The sequence below is a fragment of the Snodgrassella sp. ESL0253 genome, assembly GCF_013344965.1.
In the GTDB taxonomy this organism is placed as follows: Bacteria; Pseudomonadota; Gammaproteobacteria; order Burkholderiales; family Neisseriaceae; genus Snodgrassella; species Snodgrassella alvi_B.
On the sequence record NZ_JAAEDQ010000007.1, the window covers coordinates 1 to 16,368 of the forward strand.

Consider the following 16,368-nt stretch of genomic DNA (forward strand, 5'->3'; position numbering starts at 1 on the left):
TAACCATTTATAACACCGAAAGACCTCATGAAGCACTAAATAATATGACGCCGATTGAGTATAAAACACTAAAACAAGCAGCATGATTTTCTACGTCAGTTTTGTACTAACTATGGGGTATTTACAGTCTGTCTGTAAGCGTTACCGGCTTACTGGTTTTGTTCTGGCCGCCCGCGAGGGCTTAACGGCTTGCCAGCAAGCTCCTTAACTTGCCTCGGGCTTTTATATTCCGCTGCCCTGAGCCGATGCGGTGAAGTTGTTTAACTTCGATGGGTTTATATTATCTAATAGATAATAAATAAGCAATAAAAAATGATATAAAAGATAAGAAAAAATGTTATCTTATTGTATCTAAAATATATTTATATTTATTTTTATTGGAGATTTTATTAGATACAGAAAACAAAAAAGCCACAACTTCAGTTATGGCTTAGCATTTATAACAAAACTACGCTAGGGCGGCCCGACAATAAAGATATTCGTATTATGTTTTATTTTGAAGATGTAACTCTAAAATAGGGACATGAGATTTAATTCCAAAATTTATTAAAGTTTTTTGTACTTCACTACCTAATATCGTATTAATCAAGTTTTGAAATCGGGGGAAGAAAATACGTTCGTTATCGTTTAAGTATTTTTGAGCATTATCAAATGTATGCTTGAAATTTGGTATCTCAATATCAAAATGGAATACGAAAACAGATTTTATATTGATAACTTCTTTTCCCTCAATTAGGCGAGTATATTTATAGCTTGCTGTAATTGCTATTTCAAACTCTTCTTCATTAACGCCCATTTCATTAAAGGAAAATATTACCTTTTCCGTTATTTCAGAAGAGTTAATTATTTTTGGTTTATTGAAATTTTGTGTATTTGAAATCAAATTATATGATTTGAAACGAACTAATATTTCATCCATGGCTAATTATCTCTTGATTGTTTAGGTAAGATTTAATTTGAAAATCCCGCCAATTATCTAGGTCTTGGCTTTGCATTTTTTCTACATTATTTAATGAAATTTTAATTAGAGTTTCATTAGTTTTTCGCGGTTCAGAATATATGCCTATACAAATGCAATCATCCCAAAAAGAACGCTTAGATGTGATTTTAAGCTCTTCGCCAACCGCGGCTAAAAGGCGAGCCATAGTCTCAATAGTTAGGTTAGCGTTACCGCCCATAATACGGGTAATGTACGATTTTTGTTTACCGGTAGCTTCTGCTAACTGAGCTTTTGTAATACCTTTTTCTGATAGCAGTTCAGCCAGCAACAGGGCAAAATCAATTTTTTGCTCTTCAGCTACATATTCGTGATCAATTTGCTTTATTTGTATTTTCATATCTTTCTATCTTTCTATCTTTCTATCTTTCTATCTTTGTAATTTGATATTGTGTTAGTATTTTATGATATTGTGTTAGTATTTTATATGCTTTAGCCAAGTCTGAGGTCTTTGTTTGGTTCGTGGATTTCGAACATAATAAATGTGTTAGTAACATAATTGAGCCGTCTTTAGGATCCATTACACAGTAAACTCTTGCCCTACCTTTACGAAACTCATAAAAGCGTTGAGCTTTATATTCTCCCGCTTCGTGGAACATTTCTACTGTTAATCTATTACCAGAGCAATACCTTCGAAACAAAACATCAAAACCTTTGATTGCGCTATTTCGTTTAGATTCAACTTCTAACTCAACTTCAATATCTGCTTTAGAATCGCAACTTTTAGCTAAAGCTACAATATTCTTTTCGCCGGCGTATAGAGTTTTTATAATCATAGTTCACTTTAAAGTTAATTGCAATAATGATTATGTAATCCTTTAGATAGAAATCCCGTTTGATGCAGATGTTCAAAATGTTGCACGATATTCTCCTTTTTAAACCGGAACAGGCCACAAAAAAGCGCCCTATAACATTACTAATTACATTCAAGGAATATATCTAATTACCGACCACGTAAAGACATGTCCAATAATTTCCATCTCTTCTGAATATGCTGTCTCATCCTTTCTGGATGAGTTGAAACTATGGATGTTGATAGTGTTATCCTTGTTCCATGATAATTGTTTTATGCGGAGAACATTGGAATGCCTGAATGCATAAATCTCATTATTTATTATTCTTTTTCTGTCTAAGTTGACACCCACGATAGCGCCATCTGGCAGTACTGGCTCCATGGAATCCCCCTTAATTGTCATGCAAACTGCCTTGTTTGGCGAGACACCACATTTCCTCAATGCATTACGTGGAAACGCAATTTTAAAGTCATTATAGTCGGTGCAATCATATGACCCGTCTCCCGCGGCAAGACGCACATCTTTATAATAATTGACAAGCACGTACTCATCTTCTGGTAGAGGATTATCATCGTCCCATAAAAGGTAATTTCCTTTAGCGCCGACATTGCTGGCAAAATCTCTTGGAACTAGAGTTTGTATTTTTTTTGCCAAACGAGGGCTGAAATCGGAAACAGGGACTTGAAGAATTTTCGCGAATTGTGAAGCAGATTCATAATTGAGTGCATTTATCCCGTTTAGATAATGGTTTACGGCACCTTGGCTAATATTCATTAGATCACCAACTTTCAATTGATTTAAATTCAATTCTTTTTTCTTTGCCTTGTAAATTTCATTTAGTTTTTTAGCTTCGAGTAACTCCTCTGATGTTAAAGGGCGTTTTTTCACAGATTTAGTCATAAGTTCATCCTTAAGATTAAATATCTATAAAATCAATATTCTTCTAATCTAGAACAGACCACCAAAAAACACGTCCTATAACATTGATGTCTTCCATATTTACTTCTTCGTCGCCATATTCCAATGAATTAAAACTTTGAATTAATACTTTATTGCCTGGTCGTTTTTTTAAAATCTTCACACGAAGTAACCCATCATGATTTATGGCGTAAATTTTGCCATCTTTTATGAATTTATCTCCTTTATTAATTCCAATAGTTGTGCCATCTGGAATAACAGGCTCCATGCTGTCACCATCTGCGGTGACACACACAACATATTCTGGGTTAATGCTATGTTTTTTTAATGTAGAACGCGCAAATCTCAGTCTATATCCGTTGTAATCTTCAATATCATCAGAAAATCCATTGCCCGCTGATAAACATATTTCTTTATAAAACGGAACTTCCACTTCATCTTCCCTTATAGGCGTTGAATTGTCCCAAGGCTCCATAGTGCCTAAATAAACAGCATTGGGTTTGGTTTTTTTCCGATGTTCTTGGCTCATCCAACCTTTTGGCTTGTTCATTGCTTCTTCTAGTTTGGATGCCATTATAGAACCTATATTTTTTGCTTTCCCATTCTGGACAGGTGTGCGGTTAATTATTTGATACAAGTAGCTTGGCTGTTTATATCCAGCCTTTTTTGCTAGCTCTGTTACGCCCCCTGCCTCTTTAACTAATAAATTCAGGTTTTCAAGTCTAATTTCTGATGTAAGTTTCATATTGTTCATCAAATTATCAATTAGATAATAATTTACCTTAAACGAAATAAAAGACACAATTGCCAATAGATAACAAATTAGATAAAATAAAATTATCTAATAGGAAATATATTTTTAAAAAGGTAATTAAATGGATTTGAAATCTTATCTGGAATCCAAGCCTAGAGGAGAAGCTAAGCGATTAGCGGATGCAATTAAAGATCATCCTTCTAATATTTCGTTATGGAAATCAGGAAGAAAACCAGTTCCACCTTATAAATGTTCGTTGATGCAACTAGTGACAAATGGTGCTGTAACAAGAAAAGACCTGAGGCCATTAGATTACAAAAAACACTGGCCAGAACTGGAGGATGAATATGATGACAACTAAAGCAACTCAAATCTATCTGCAAGATGGTCAATCTGAGGTTGATTTTAAATTCAATGATGAATGGTGCCAGCTCAAGGAGCTGATTCGCGCCGGCAGGAAAGAGGAGGCGCATCGGTTGTTGGATGTGCTAAATGAAATATACCGAAACCGCCCGATTGAGGTTGTTGAGGCGTTGGAAGAGGAGATGGGGCTGAGATGAATAACAATAAAAAAAAGCCCACGGGACTGGGCTTTCGGAAAACGGCTGTTTGGCAGTCGTTCAATTCTTTAAATAACTACAGTTAACTACAGGTGTAATTATGACTTCAGTAGCAAATCTTGTCAATGATAACTCTTTAAAAATAGGCGATATTATCGGGGATGTTACATGTGCCTACAATCCACGTCTGAAACGTATATGTAAGGGCGATATTAAGGCCGGGCTGGTTTTAAACCAATTGCACTATTGGTGGCAGTACTGTACCAGTACGGCAAAGGGTTTTTATAAGTCTGTTAAGGAATTGGCTAGTGAACTGGATTTAAGTGAATATGCGGTACGTAAGTCTATTAAGCTGCTGGAAAGCCTTGGCTATATCCGGCGCAAGATTAAGAAGCTTGAGCATAGAACTTATTATCTGGTTGATGAGGCTGCGATTAAAAAGGCGGCTGAGTGTTTTGATGCTGATAAAGCTGACAAACCTAAATATCGTGTATTTACTGGTGTGCTTGGTCGCATTAGCCGAGGTGCAAAATATGACATTTCCCGAATGACGACATGTCGCAGTTCGGGAATGGTGACATGTGACAATTCGGGAGTTGCGACATGTCAACACTCGGGAGTTGCGACATGTGACAGTTCGTATAAAGAAGAGATTTATACAAAGAATTATTCAGAGAATTATACAGAGATAGAGCGCACTAGTGATTCTGAGGATTTTGAGTTAGTCCCAGATGGTGAACAGCCAGAATCGAATGATGATAATGCTGATGGTGTTGAGTATGCGCCAATAGGGCTGCATAAGAAATGTGGCTGGTGTGAAAACTGGGTAATGCCTGATAAATATCTGGATTACGCGGCAGCTAAAGGGCTTGTTGGGAATGCGCTGGAGATTGAGATTGAGAAGTTTGTGAATTACTGGCTATCTGGCAATGCTAAAGCCCCTACTAAACGCAACTGGGAAGCTACATGGCGCAACTGGGTTTTAACATGGTCAACTAGCAGTGCTGGCAGAATGAGTGCCAATAAACGCCGGAATGAATGGGATTGTACTAATGCGCGCTATGTGGAGGTAAAACCGAATCTGCGGGTGTATGGGGTAGATGTTGGCGGACGCAAGGTGTTTGTTTCTGTTCTCGGAACAACTGGCGAATGGAAAGCGCCGAAATGGGAAGAGGTAGGCAATAGCTCAAGTGCTGATGAGTTGTTTATGGAAACTGTGCGTCTGTGGAATGAGGCTGATTATGGATGCTAGGGAGGTGTCTCAATTGCTGGCAGATAAGGCGTTGAGTGTGTCTGAGTATCTGCTCCCCAATGGCAGGAAAAATGGCAATGAGTGGTGCTGTGGCTCGATTAATGGCGAGGAAGGGCAATCGCTAAAGGTGCATTTATCCGGCAGTAAGGCTGGTGTCTGGAAAGATTTCAGTGATCAGGACAAAGGTGGCGATTTGCTGGATTTGTGGGCAGCCTGTAGGAGATTAAGCTTTGTTGATGCGCTTAAGGATGCCTGTAAGTGGCTGGGGGTTGAGTTTTCTCCCAAGTTCTCAGTTGCCAGTAAAAAATCATTTACGCGCCCGTCTGTACGCTTGGGGGCGGTGATTCAGCCGCAAGAGGATGGTTATTTTAACAGGCGGCGCATTAATGGCAGCACGCTTAAAGCCTACAATGTGGCCAATCATGACAGGGAAATTGCTTTCCCGTTAATGGTTGAGGGGGTTATTTATAACATCAAGTACCTGACACCACGGCGTAAGGGTGAGGAGAAAAACCGCTGGCGACAAGAATCAAACTGTGAGCCATGTTTGTTTGGGTGGCAGGTAATCACGCCTGATGACGATAAGGTTGTGATTACTGAGGGTGAAATTGATGCCTTGAGCGTTTTTCAGTCTGGGGTAAAGGCGCTGTCCATGCCTAGTGGCGCTAAAAATCTGGAGTGGATTGAATACGACTGGGAGCGGTTGCAGCAGTTTAGGGTGATTTATCTGGCCTTGGATAATGATGACCCGGGACAGTTGGCCACGGTGGAGGTTTTGCAACGGCTTGGTGAACACCGGTGCAAGTTGGTGGATTGGGGTGATTTTAAAGATGCTAATGAGTGCCTGTGTAAGGCTAGTGAAGCTGCTGTACTGGATGCCATAGTCAGTGCCAAGTACAAAAAACCGGAAGATTTAAAAAACGCCATTGAGTACGCGGACATTTTGTTTCAGGATTTTAATGGATTACTTGAGACTGCCGCAGGTAATACTACGCCATTTGCTGGGATGAAAGATTTTAAGTTTGGCATGGATCAGTTGACGGTATGGACTGGTTACAGTGGGCACGGCAAAAGCCAGTTATTGGGGTATTGCATGTGTGAAATGATACTGAGGCAGAAAGAACGCATTTGTTTGTTTTCCGGGGAGATGAAGCCCTACAAGGTATTAAATCGCATGGTTAGGCAGGTATGTGGAAAGCAGCGCCCTGATATTGCGGATTTAACAGAGGCATTAAATTTGCTATCTGGGGGGATGAATATCAATGGTGAGCGTTGCACGGAAGACAATGGCAATGAATCTGGCGGGCTGTGGATATATGACGTTAATGGCGCCGCCAGTCTGGAAAGGATGCTCAATGTATTTAAATATGCCAAGCAACGATATAACTGCCGTCATTTTGTTATTGATAGCTTGATGATGCTGGGGGTGGCTGAGAGTGATGTGGACAGGCAGAAAAAGATAGCGGAAATGCTGCGGGATTTTAAATCCCAAAACAATATACATATCCATCTTGTTGCTCACCCTCGCAAGCCTGATAACGGCGATGAATCCAAGCCTCCCAACAAGCATGATGTCAGGGGGTCGGCGGGGATTACTGATCTTGCTGATAATGTTTTGGTTGTGTGGAGGAATAGTGATGCTACAGGTTACGGGACAGACCCGGATGCCAAGCTTATTTGTCAAAAACAACGCGATTCGGGTTACCAACCGATGGTTAATCTGTTTTTTGACCGTGAAAGCTGCCAATACCATGAGCGAGAAAGGGAAGCCATTAGCATGATTACAGGTGAAAGAGTTCGGCGGGTTTTTAAGTCACAACACGTGCGATGATGATGTCAAGTTTAGGAAAGAGCGAAGAGTTAAAGGGTATATTTGATGATTAGTAAGATTGAGATAGACACTGCTGCGGATGTGCTGGCTGCGTATGAGCGAACTATGGCTGATCGGAAGAGGCAAGGGCATTGTCTGAGTGCTGAATGGCGCTACGGGAAAGAGAAAGTTATCAGGGAATATGCTTTTGATGGTGTGCACTACAAGCCTGAGGTATTTGCATTGGTAAGAGGTGCGTTGTCGTTATTGGCACAAAACAATCGCGAGGCGTTTAATGTGCTTGGTATTGAGTATGGGCGCAAGAGTCACTACTTTAAGCGCCGTTCAATCACTGCACGCCATCGTGCTATGGTTAATAGGTGTGCATGGGCTGAACAGGTAGAAAGGGCATTAATGCTGTTTTGGGCATATATGCAACATTGTGAAAATTTTGATAAATATTTTTTTAATTCACCCTTGCACATGACTTGAATATTTAGTATATTTCTAATCACTAATCTGTTTTTTTCCTTTTAATGCCGGTGGCAGCTTTGCTGCACCCACAAGAAAGGCATTAACATTTTCTCCTTTTAAGTTGATAAACTTTACTACTCCGCCCGCCATCTCCCTGGCGGGTTTTTTTTATTATGCAAGTAAGTCTAGTTGACCTTCATGAATACCCAATGCGGTAGCCAATTTAATTCTTGTGGCTTTACGTGGTTTTTTTGATGATTCCAGTTGTGAATAAGCTGGTTGAGTTATGCCTAATTTTGTAGCACATTCTTCTTGTGTAAGTTGCAAGTACTCACGCCATGCCCGAGCAGGTGAGTATTGTTTGTCGAACAATAAATCTACCACTTCACTAGGTACGCCATCGGTAAGATTAATTTTAGACGAGCTGGTTAACTGCAAGTATTTATCATAAGGAACTAGGACATATTCAGGATTACCAAATCGATTATTTATAATCTGATAATTAATAAGTGCGGTCATCGCGTTTTTTCACCTCTTCAATGGAGACGATGCTAATATCGCCATCATAATTAAACAACACCCGATAATTACCAACTCTTAGTCTGTAATCATACTGGTGATTATTAAGCTTCTTAACATTTAGGCAATTGGGCATGTTGGAAAGATTTGCAATCTTATCCCTAATAATTTTATGTGTAGGGATTTTGCTAAGTTGCTTAATAGCTTTGGGTTGGTAGATTATCCTATTCATAAGTAAATTATAAGATAAATATAAGTTATTTGCAATATTTTATAAGTTTTTGTGTTTGTTATTGAGATTTAATAGATTGAATTAAGACAAGTCCACGCATGCGCGCGTGGGCTTTTTTATTGGAGTTGGGATATGAGTAACCCTGTAGATTTTGCACAGGCGTATTACAACGGCCTTGAATTTGTCAGAAATAAGAAAAAAGAGGCGGCAGAAATTGATGCCGTGCTTACCCGGTTTCGCGAAGAGGTACATACTGCCAGCAAGGGCAAGTTGGTGTTAGAGGTTGGCAGACGGCCTTACTGTAATCCATCTGATTTAAAAGTGATTGCGATAAAGCGAAGTAAAAGTAAAGCTAGAGGACGCAAGACGCTAGTAGATATTGAGCCATCACAGGGCGGATATCCGTGCGTGATTAGGCATGGTGGCTGGTTTAAATCCGTTATTGATAAAGATGGCCTTGAAGCAACGCTAGCCGAAGTACTGCAAAGCTATAGCGCAGCCCATAAGATTCACTACCTACTGACACGAAGCCATGAAGATACCCACGCTTAAAAGTAGCCTACCTGAGTTTAACAGTTCATCTGCCACGGTACTCAGGGATAAACCGGGGGCTACAAAACGCATACGAGGCTATCAATGGCAGGAAATAAAGAAGCGGGTATTGGCACGGGATGGTTTTCGATGCCGATCCTGCGGTTGCATTGGTGGCAGCTTACAGGTTGACCATATCATTCCATTGGAGTTAGGTGGCAGTAATGATGATAGTAATTTGCAAGTGCTATGCGCGGATTGTCATAAGCATAAAACCACCAAAGAACTGCGGCAGCGATACAAGCGTGGATGGTAAATCTACTGAGTGATGGATGTAGCCGGTTAGATTATTACGTATGAAGATAGTCACGTTATATTATCGCTTTGGTTTATATTCTTATGTGGAATAGTAACACTGAGTGACTATTTATTATTATTTCTGGATTGCTTAAAAAATAGGCAATTATTATTATTTTTAGACTGCTTAAAAAATAGGCAGGGGTGGTAGTAAAGTTGGGTTACTATCGCCGCCGACACCGCGCGCTCCCTCATTTATAAAAAAAATGGCCTGAAAACACCTGTTAATTAACAAAATCTGCTCAAAAAATAGGCAATTTGCTATGTCACTTAATGCTAAACAGGAATTATTCGCACTTAGCGTGGCCGCGGGGATAAATCAGACGGAAGCCTGTGTTAATGCGGGTTACAGCAGGAATGGTGCAGCCGCTGCCGCATGTCGTTTAATGAAAAATCAGGCCGTTTTAGCACACATTGAGGAGCTGAAAAAGCAGCAAAACAGACTTAACAAAAATATTAACAAAATTGTTAACAATGATGTTAACACGGATGTTAATCCTGTTAATCCTGTTAAGTCTGTATCACCGCCCAGTGATGACCCTTTGCAGTTTTTGGTGATGGTAATGAATGATGACAGCTGGCCGCACAAGCTGCGGATTGATGCCGCTAAAACCCTGATGCCTTATAAGCATGGGCGTATTGGTGAGACCGGCAAGAAAGAGGCGGCCAGAGATGTGGCCATTGAAAAATCACGCGCTGGCGGACTGTCTGCGCGGCTAGAGCAGAAAGGTTTGAAACAGGTGAAGTAAATGGCTGATTGGGTGACAGCCTGCCCTGACTGGGAAGAGCGGATTGTTAACCGGCAGTCATTGGTGCCCAGTGAGCCGCTATTTCCTATCGTGGCAGAGATTGCGATTGAGGTATTTGGTGATCTGATAGTGCCCGACATGACCGGATTGCCAAGAATGCGTGATGTAATGCCGCAGTGGGTATTTGATTTTGTTGGTGCGATTTTTGGCGCGCTTGATCCAGATACGCAGCGCAGACTAATCAAAAAGTTCTTTCTGCTGATTAGCAAGAAAAACGCTAAATCAACCATTGCTGCCGGAATTATGATAACCGCCCTTGAACTGAATGAGCGTAATTTAGCTGAGGCTATCATTCTGGCACCAACGAAAGAAGTGGCTGATAATTCGTTTAAACCTGCGGCGGGTATGATTGAGTTTGACCCGGAAATGCAGGACAAATACAGTATTTCCAAGCATACAAGGACGATAACGCATTTAGCTACCAAATCAACCTTGAAAGTTGTGGCCGCGGACGATAAAACAGCAGGTGGCCTGAAAGCCGCCTTTGTTTTGATTGATGAGCATCATTTATTTGGCGCGATGGCGAATGCGGAATCCATAATTAAAGAAGCCACCGGCGGCCTGATGTCTAAAGTGGATGGCTTTTTAATTATTTTGTCCACGCAATCCCGAGAGCCGCCTGCTGGTGTGTTTAAAACGGAACTGGAGTATGCGCGTTCGGTACGGGATGGCAAGACGGCAGAGGGTAAAGAACTTGTTGATAAGACTTATTTGCCGGTTTTGTATGAGTTTCCGGCTGCGCTTATTAAGTCGGGAGCGTATAAGAAGCCTGAAAACTTCTATATAACCAATCCAAGCCTTGGCTACTCAGTAGACGAGGCTTTTTTGATTAGTGAGTATCGACAGGCCGAACTAAAAGGCGAAGAAACGCTTATTGAGTTTGAGGCCAAGCACTTAAACAAGGAAGTCGGGTTAAATTTACGCTCAGACCGCTGGAGTGGTGCAGATTACTGGCTGGCGCAGACGGATGATACGCTGACGCTAGATACGCTGCTAGAACGCAGCGAGGTGGTGGTAATAGGGCTTGACGGCGGTGGTAATGATGACCTGTTTGGATTGGCTGTAGTTGGGCGGGAAAAAGACACGCAGCGCTGGCTTTCATGGTGTTATGCATGGGCAAACCCGCCGGTGCTGAATAATCGCAAGGATATCCTGCCCCAACTGGATAGTTTTGTGAAAGACGGTGACATGACCTTTTGCCAAAATGTAGGCGATGACCTGAAAGAAGTGGCTGAGATATGTTTGAAAGTCGGCGAAACGGGTTTGTTGCACTCTATAGCGGTTGACCGCTATGGCATGGAACCGGTTTTACAAACTATCCATAATAAATTTGTTGCCAGTGGCTACGCTTCCCCTGCTGATGGCCTGTTTAAAGCGATATCGCAAGGCTTCAAAATGACAGGTACGATTAAAGCCACGGAGCGCGCTTTGGCCAGCAGAAATATGTGGCACGCTAATCAGCCACTGATGAACTGGAATGTTGGTAACGCCCGCGTTATCCAGTCGGGCAACGGTATTCAGGTAACCAAACAGTACGCAGGTTTTGCCAAGATTGACAGCCTGATGGCGCTGTTTGATGCCGTGGCCGTGATGGCGACCAATCCGACATCACGATATAACGGCGGCCTTGATTCTTTTCTGGACAATTACATAATAGGTTAAACAATGGCTGATTTACAGGATACTGGCTTTTTTCGCCGCATTCTGAATGCTTTCAGGCCGCAGTTAAAGCTAGGCAAAGGCGAGAGCTTTGCGGCAATTGACAGCGCATCGTCGGTTAGTGGTGTCATGGTGACGCCAGAAAAAGCGTTAAAGCTTTCGGCTGTGTGGGCATGTATTAATTTACGCTCCGGACTGGTGTCCACCCTGCCTTTTGCCTTGCGAACTGCGGATAAAAACATTGCTACTGAGCACCCCTTGTATGACATCTTTCGCTATGCGCCCAATGCCGACATGAATCCATGCGAATTCTGGCAGGCATTGATGACTTCAATAGACATATATGGCAATGCGTTTGCTGAAATCAAACGCAAAGGCGAGCGGATTATATCGCTGGAAGTGCTTGATGCGGCCAGAATGAAAATAACCCGCCTGCAAACGGGTGCGGTAGTGTATGAATACAATGAAAGGGACGGAACGCGAAAACTGCCCGACCGGGATGTCTTTCATCTGAAAGATTTCACCATGGACGGAATAACCGGGCTTTCGCCGCTCTCTTATGGCGCGGAAATCCTGGGCTTGCAAATGGAAGCCAACGATACTACGGCACACGATTACAAGAATCGCTTCAAAGGGCGCGATGTACTTGTATACAGAGGTACAGGGCAAGGCGGGGCGCCGGTATTGAATGAAGAGCAGCGTAAGAAAACCCGCAAATGGCTGCAAGAGTTTTCAGAGGCAAGTGCCGCAGGGAAAACACCAATACTTGAAGGTGGTTTTGACCTTGTAAATCGGTCGCCGTCATTAAGCCCGATTGATGCACAACTGCTTGAATCACGCCTGTTTGGCATTGAGGAAATCTGCCGCTGTTTTTCGGTACCACCGCAATTAATTGGCCATACCAGTAAATCGTCTAGCTGGGCATCCAGTTACGAAAACACGGTGCTTAGTTTTCAGGCATTTGTAATGGTGCCGAAGCTGGCGCGGATTGAGCAGACGATTACGCGCAAACTGTTAAGCCCGGCGGAGCGCAAGATTTATACGCCCAAATTTAATACCGAGGGGCTATTGCGCGCTTCACCCGCCAACCGCGCCAGCTTTTATACCTCAATGGTGCAGAACGGGATTTATTCACGCAATCATGTGCGCGACCTTGAAGACTTGCCGGCCGTGGAGGGCGGGGACGAATTAACCGTGCAGTTAAATATGGGTACGTTGAATCATGCAGCAAATGAAACATTAAAGAGGCAAGAATGATGCAGACAAAACGTCTTGATATGCCGCTTGAAATTAAATCCGTCAAAGAAGACGGTTTTTTTTCGGGTTACGGTTCTATAAGTGGCAATGTAGATTCTTATGGTGACATAGTAATGCCGGGAGCGTTCGCAAATTCGTTGGCGGAATGGAAAGCCCGCGACCGAATGCCACCAGTGTTATTCAATCATGACTGGAATGCGCCTATTGGCTGTTATACCAAACTGGTTGAAGATGAACGAGGGCTGTATGTCGAGGGTAAATTGCTGATCGACCAGATAGAAAAAGCGCGGGAAACGCATGCATTATTGCAGGCCAAGGCGATTGATGGCCTGTCTATTGGTTATAGAGTCATGCGACGGGAATACGACCGGGAAACAGATACCAGCAAATTGATAGAAGTAAAACTATATGAAATATCCGTCGTTATTTTTCCAGCTAATCCAGAAGCTAGGGTGGACTATGTCAAGTATGATTATGGCTTACCCTCATCTGAACAGTTCAAAGCGCTGTTAATACAAAACGGATTTAATGCAAAGCAGGCCGCTGTCATTCACGACAGCGGTTTTTTTTCGTTGTCACAAAAGACAACACCAACCAACCACGTGTCTGAAATAGACGAAGTTATACGAATTTTAGGAGCTAACTAGATGGCTGATGCAGATGAAATCAAAGCAGGTGAACTGGCTAAAGTGCTGAAAGAAAAGCAGGAAGCGGTTAATAAGGCCGTTGACGAAGTCAAGGGACTTGGCGAGGAGCTTAAAGGCAAGCTTGCGAAAGGTGACAAAGTTACCGAAGAACTTAAAAACGATGTTGACAAGCTGCTGACCGAAGTTAATGGCCTGAAGTTGCAAGTGCTGGATATGGAACAGGCGCAGGCGCGCAATCCTGTCACCCCGCAGGGCAAGCAGACTTTGGGGAGTATGGTGGTTAAGTCTGAACAGTTTAAAAACTGCGCCAACATATCACAAGGCGACAAGCTGCGCATTCCTATTAATACTAAAGAGTTGGGTGGTTCAGACAACATGGGTTACAGCGCCGGTGCATTAGTACAGCCGCACGTTGTTAGTACTGTCACCTTGCCAGAGCAGCGATTAATGGTGCGTGATTTGCTTACGCCGGGTAATACCGATAGCGACATGATAATCGTACCCAGAGAAGAATTTTTTGAGAATAAAGCTGATGTAGTACCTGAGGGACAGATAAAGCCTGAATCACATTTAAACTATGTGCAGGAAACGGTGCCGGTTGTAACTATTGCCCACTGGCTTAAAGCAACCAGACAGATATTAAGTGACGCGTCCGGCTTGCAGTCTATGATTGATGGCCGCCTGCGGTACGGCCTGAAACTCAAGGAAGAGCAGCAGCTATTAAATGGCACTGGTGGTGGCGCGCAGATAGCTGGCCTGATACCTAACGCTACAAAGTTTCAAAATGAAAGTAACGTTAAGGACTTTACCATTATTGACCAGTTACGTCTGGCCATGCTGCAGGTGGTGTTGTCTGGCTACAGTGCTACCGGCCATGTACTTAACCCGGTGCAATGGGCAGAAATTGAAATGGCCAAGGATGACATTGGCCGCTATGTCATCGGTAATCCGCAGGGGCAGGCAATCCCGACATTATGGGGGCAGCCAGTTGTTGCCACGCCGTCTATGAAACAAGGAGAGTTTCTGACTGGTGCTTTCAAAATGGGGGCACAAATCTTTGACCGGTGGGATATGGGTATTAATATCGCCTTTAATAACGAGGATGATTTTATTCGCAATATGGTAACCATATTGTGCGAGGAGCGGCTGGCACTGGCTATTTACCGGAAAGATGCATTTGTAACGGGTAAATTGCAGGGTGTTCAGCCTGCGCCACCTACGCCGCCGAATTCCTAAACAAACCAAAACCGTTTATTCCGCCCCTTACGGGGCGGCTGAGGGCGATTATGATTAGTATTGAAGATATTCGTAATAATTGCCGGATTGATGACGATAGCGAAGATGATTTGCTTAGAATTTATCTAGCAGCGGCGCAGGAAACAGTAAAACAGTTCACCGGACGCAACTGGTACGAAAATGAAGTGCCGGATACAGACCCGACCGGCATGTTGTACAACTCCGCAGTCGACATGGCAATGTTACTACTAACCGCCAACTGGTATAAAAACCGTGAGGCGGTTTCTGCAATGAATGCCGCATGGCTGCCTTTTGGTGTCGGGTTTTTATTGCAGCCGTACCGGATTATGTGGGGGGATGTATGAGTATTGCGGCAGGAAAACTGGATAAACGGGTATTGATTCAACGCCCGGAAATCAGCAAGGGCAGTCTGGGAGATATTGAAAAAAACTGGGTTGATGTCGGCAAGGTATGGGCAAACATGTCCTATCTGTCTGGCCGTGAATTTGTTAAAAACGGGCTGGATTCGGCAAGTTGTACCGTGTCGATACAGGTGCGCACAAGCAAACTGACAGCCAACATTACCCCTGAATACCGGATTATGTACAAAGGCAGTATTTTCAATATTCAGGCAGTATTACCGGATTCGATTCACCCTGAAGTAATTAATTTACCCTGTACCACGGGCATGAACGAGGGTTAAAAATGGCATTCAACTTTAAGGTTAACGGGCTGGAGCGGTTGCAGAAAAGGCTAAGGCGACTTAGTAAGAGCGTTCAGGAAGACATTGCCAAAAAAGCCACCGGCAAAGGTGCAGCCATTATCCGGGACGAGGCAAAAAACAATGCCTACAAGGCACCAAAACCTTACCGGGTTTACAACAGTGACGGCAAGGGCGGCAAAACCTGTACAGTAGTGCAGCCCGGCCACGTCGGGCGCAGCATCATCATGAAGCGCATCCCTGCCTCGGAACGGCACGGGCTGGCTTCCAAGCATATTGTTACCGTATCCAATTCCAAGGAAATTCCCAAAGGAGCAAAACAGATTGCCACCTTTGTGGAATACGGTATTAACATGCCGCAGCCACACCCGTTTATGCGTACAGCCTATGACAATAAGCGCGGGGAGGCTAAAAAGGAAGCAACCAAAATAATGCTGGAAGAGGTGCAGAAAGAATGGAAGAAATAGCTATTTTTTACAGCATCATAAAGGACTTGTGCGGTGGGCGTGTTTATCCAGACCTAATACCGGTGCAGAACAGCGCCACAGACCCGGCTATGTGGCCAGCCATGCGCTATGTGCTTGTTTCCGGGCAAGTGGAGGCGACAAACTGTTACCAGAGTTTCAACCCGCGGGTGCAGGTGGATATTTATGCCAGCACGGCGCAGGAACGCGCGCAATGTGTGCAGCAGGTGATGGATACGATACAGGATAGCGACGAAATCGCTTGCCTGCTTAAAACAGCACCATTCTTTTCTTACGATATTGACAGAAAGAAATATCAGGCAACCTTTGATTATCTGATTGTTTAACTGACAATTGTTTTTTATTCAGGCCACGGT

Annotated in this window: 23 protein-coding genes; 16 read left to right on the forward strand and 7 right to left on the reverse strand. The window is 43.1% G+C overall.

Annotated elements, in window-relative coordinates:
• Positions 1–484: 484 nt before the first annotated feature.
• The 5 genes from GYX26_RS06870 to GYX26_RS06890 form a co-directional block, all read right to left on the reverse strand.
• On the reverse strand, positions 485–919 hold the full coding sequence (locus tag GYX26_RS06870; protein WP_174828643.1) for a hypothetical protein: 435 nt from the start codon (positions 917–919) through the stop codon (positions 485–487).
• The gene (locus GYX26_RS06875; protein WP_174828644.1) at positions 912–1,337 is read right to left on the reverse strand and encodes a helix-turn-helix domain-containing protein; all 426 of its coding nucleotides are present in this window, start codon (positions 1,335–1,337) and stop codon (positions 912–914) included. Before GYX26_RS06875 ends, GYX26_RS06870 begins: the two co-directional genes overlap by 8 nt.
• A 22-nt stretch (positions 1,338–1,359) precedes the next feature.
• The gene (locus GYX26_RS06880; protein ID WP_174828645.1) at positions 1,360–1,773 is read right to left on the reverse strand and encodes a hypothetical protein; all 414 of its coding nucleotides are present in this window, start codon (positions 1,771–1,773) and stop codon (positions 1,360–1,362) included.
• A 150-nt stretch (positions 1,774–1,923) separates the two neighbouring features.
• Positions 1,924–2,691, reverse strand: coding sequence for a S24 family peptidase (locus tag GYX26_RS06885; protein ID WP_174828646.1), 768 nt, complete (start codon positions 2,689–2,691; stop codon positions 1,924–1,926).
• 43 nt (positions 2,692–2,734) lie between these two features.
• Positions 2,735–3,463 (reverse strand): helix-turn-helix transcriptional regulator, encoded by a 729-nt coding sequence (locus GYX26_RS06890; RefSeq protein WP_238791247.1) that lies wholly within the window; start codon positions 3,461–3,463, stop codon positions 2,735–2,737.
• A gap of 121 nt (positions 3,464–3,584) precedes the next feature.
• Here GYX26_RS06890 and GYX26_RS06895 point away from each other — a divergent pair, with 121 nt between their 5' ends.
• The 5 genes from GYX26_RS06895 to GYX26_RS06915 all read left to right on the forward strand — a co-directional run bounded on the left by GYX26_RS06895 (position 3,585) and on the right by GYX26_RS06915 (position 7,577).
• Entirely contained in the window at positions 3,585–3,824 is a 240-nt protein-coding gene (locus tag GYX26_RS06895) for a YdaS family helix-turn-helix protein (protein ID WP_174828647.1), read from the forward strand.
• A complete protein-coding gene (locus GYX26_RS06900; RefSeq protein ID WP_174828648.1) occupies positions 3,811–4,023 on the forward strand; it encodes a hypothetical protein in 213 nt (70 codons plus the stop codon). The genes GYX26_RS06895 and GYX26_RS06900 overlap by 14 nt, the downstream gene beginning before the upstream one ends.
• 100 nt (positions 4,024–4,123) lie before the next feature.
• Positions 4,124–5,275 (forward strand): winged helix-turn-helix domain-containing protein, encoded by a 1,152-nt coding sequence (locus GYX26_RS06905; RefSeq protein WP_174828649.1) that lies wholly within the window; start codon positions 4,124–4,126, stop codon positions 5,273–5,275.
• On the forward strand, positions 5,265–7,106 hold the full coding sequence (locus tag GYX26_RS06910; RefSeq protein WP_174828650.1) for a DnaB-like helicase C-terminal domain-containing protein: 1,842 nt from the start codon (positions 5,265–5,267) through the stop codon (positions 7,104–7,106). Before GYX26_RS06905 ends, GYX26_RS06910 begins: the two co-directional genes overlap by 11 nt.
• A gap of 45 nt (positions 7,107–7,151) precedes the next feature.
• Complete coding sequence (locus tag GYX26_RS06915) at positions 7,152–7,577, forward strand: hypothetical protein (protein ID WP_174828651.1); 426 nt, start codon at positions 7,152–7,154, stop codon at positions 7,575–7,577.
• A 153-nt stretch (positions 7,578–7,730) separates the two neighbouring features.
• Here the strand turns inward: GYX26_RS06915 and GYX26_RS06920 are convergent, their stop codons facing one another.
• Both GYX26_RS06920 and GYX26_RS11705 read right to left on the reverse strand, forming a co-directional pair.
• Positions 7,731–8,078 carry a helix-turn-helix domain-containing protein gene (locus tag GYX26_RS06920; RefSeq protein WP_100089778.1) on the reverse strand — a complete coding sequence of 116 codons (348 nt, stop codon included), beginning with the start codon at positions 8,076–8,078 and terminating at the stop codon, positions 7,731–7,733.
• Positions 8,062–8,310 (reverse strand): type II toxin-antitoxin system RelE/ParE family toxin, encoded by a 249-nt coding sequence (locus GYX26_RS11705; protein ID WP_100089779.1) that lies wholly within the window; start codon positions 8,308–8,310, stop codon positions 8,062–8,064. The genes GYX26_RS06920 and GYX26_RS11705 overlap by 17 nt, the downstream gene beginning before the upstream one ends.
• Positions 8,311–8,442: 132 nt before the next feature.
• On the opposite strand from GYX26_RS11705, the gene GYX26_RS06925 reads away from it, so the two are divergent.
• The 11 genes from GYX26_RS06925 (at position 8,443) to GYX26_RS06975 (ending at position 16,338) form a co-directional block, all read left to right on the forward strand.
• Positions 8,443–8,862, forward strand: a complete 420-nt coding sequence (locus GYX26_RS06925; protein ID WP_174828652.1) for a hypothetical protein — start codon at positions 8,443–8,445, stop codon at positions 8,860–8,862.
• Positions 8,843–9,157, forward strand: a complete 315-nt coding sequence (locus tag GYX26_RS06930) for an HNH endonuclease (RefSeq protein WP_174828653.1) — start codon at positions 8,843–8,845, stop codon at positions 9,155–9,157. Before GYX26_RS06925 ends, GYX26_RS06930 begins: the two co-directional genes overlap by 20 nt.
• Before the next feature lie 304 nt (positions 9,158–9,461).
• Positions 9,462–9,947, forward strand: a complete 486-nt coding sequence (locus GYX26_RS06935) for a terminase small subunit (protein WP_174828654.1) — start codon at positions 9,462–9,464, stop codon at positions 9,945–9,947.
• Positions 9,948–11,669 carry a terminase large subunit gene (locus tag GYX26_RS06940; RefSeq protein WP_174828655.1) on the forward strand — a complete coding sequence of 574 codons (1,722 nt, stop codon included), beginning with the start codon at positions 9,948–9,950 and terminating at the stop codon, positions 11,667–11,669.
• 3 nt (positions 11,670–11,672) lie between these two features.
• Positions 11,673–12,923 (forward strand): phage portal protein, encoded by a 1,251-nt coding sequence (locus tag GYX26_RS06945; RefSeq protein ID WP_174828656.1) that lies wholly within the window; start codon positions 11,673–11,675, stop codon positions 12,921–12,923.
• Positions 12,920–13,570: an HK97 family phage prohead protease gene (locus GYX26_RS06950; RefSeq protein ID WP_174828657.1), complete on the forward strand. Its 651-nt coding sequence runs from the start codon at positions 12,920–12,922 to the stop codon at positions 13,568–13,570. Before GYX26_RS06945 ends, GYX26_RS06950 begins: the two co-directional genes overlap by 4 nt.
• Positions 13,571–14,806 (forward strand): phage major capsid protein, encoded by a 1,236-nt coding sequence (locus tag GYX26_RS06955; RefSeq protein WP_174828658.1) that lies wholly within the window; start codon positions 13,571–13,573, stop codon positions 14,804–14,806.
• A 50-nt stretch (positions 14,807–14,856) separates the two neighbouring features.
• Positions 14,857–15,171 (forward strand): head-tail connector protein, encoded by a 315-nt coding sequence (locus GYX26_RS06960; RefSeq protein ID WP_174828659.1) that lies wholly within the window; start codon positions 14,857–14,859, stop codon positions 15,169–15,171.
• The gene (locus GYX26_RS06965) at positions 15,168–15,509 is read left to right on the forward strand and encodes a phage head closure protein (protein WP_174828660.1); all 342 of its coding nucleotides are present in this window, start codon (positions 15,168–15,170) and stop codon (positions 15,507–15,509) included. Before GYX26_RS06960 ends, GYX26_RS06965 begins: the two co-directional genes overlap by 4 nt.
• Positions 15,510–15,511: 2 nt before the next feature.
• Positions 15,512–15,994, forward strand: coding sequence for an HK97-gp10 family putative phage morphogenesis protein (locus GYX26_RS06970; RefSeq protein WP_174828661.1), 483 nt, complete (start codon positions 15,512–15,514; stop codon positions 15,992–15,994).
• Entirely contained in the window at positions 15,982–16,338 is a 357-nt protein-coding gene (locus tag GYX26_RS06975; protein WP_174828662.1) for a hypothetical protein, read from the forward strand. The genes GYX26_RS06970 and GYX26_RS06975 overlap by 13 nt, the downstream gene beginning before the upstream one ends.
• Positions 16,339–16,368 lie beyond the last annotated feature (30 nt).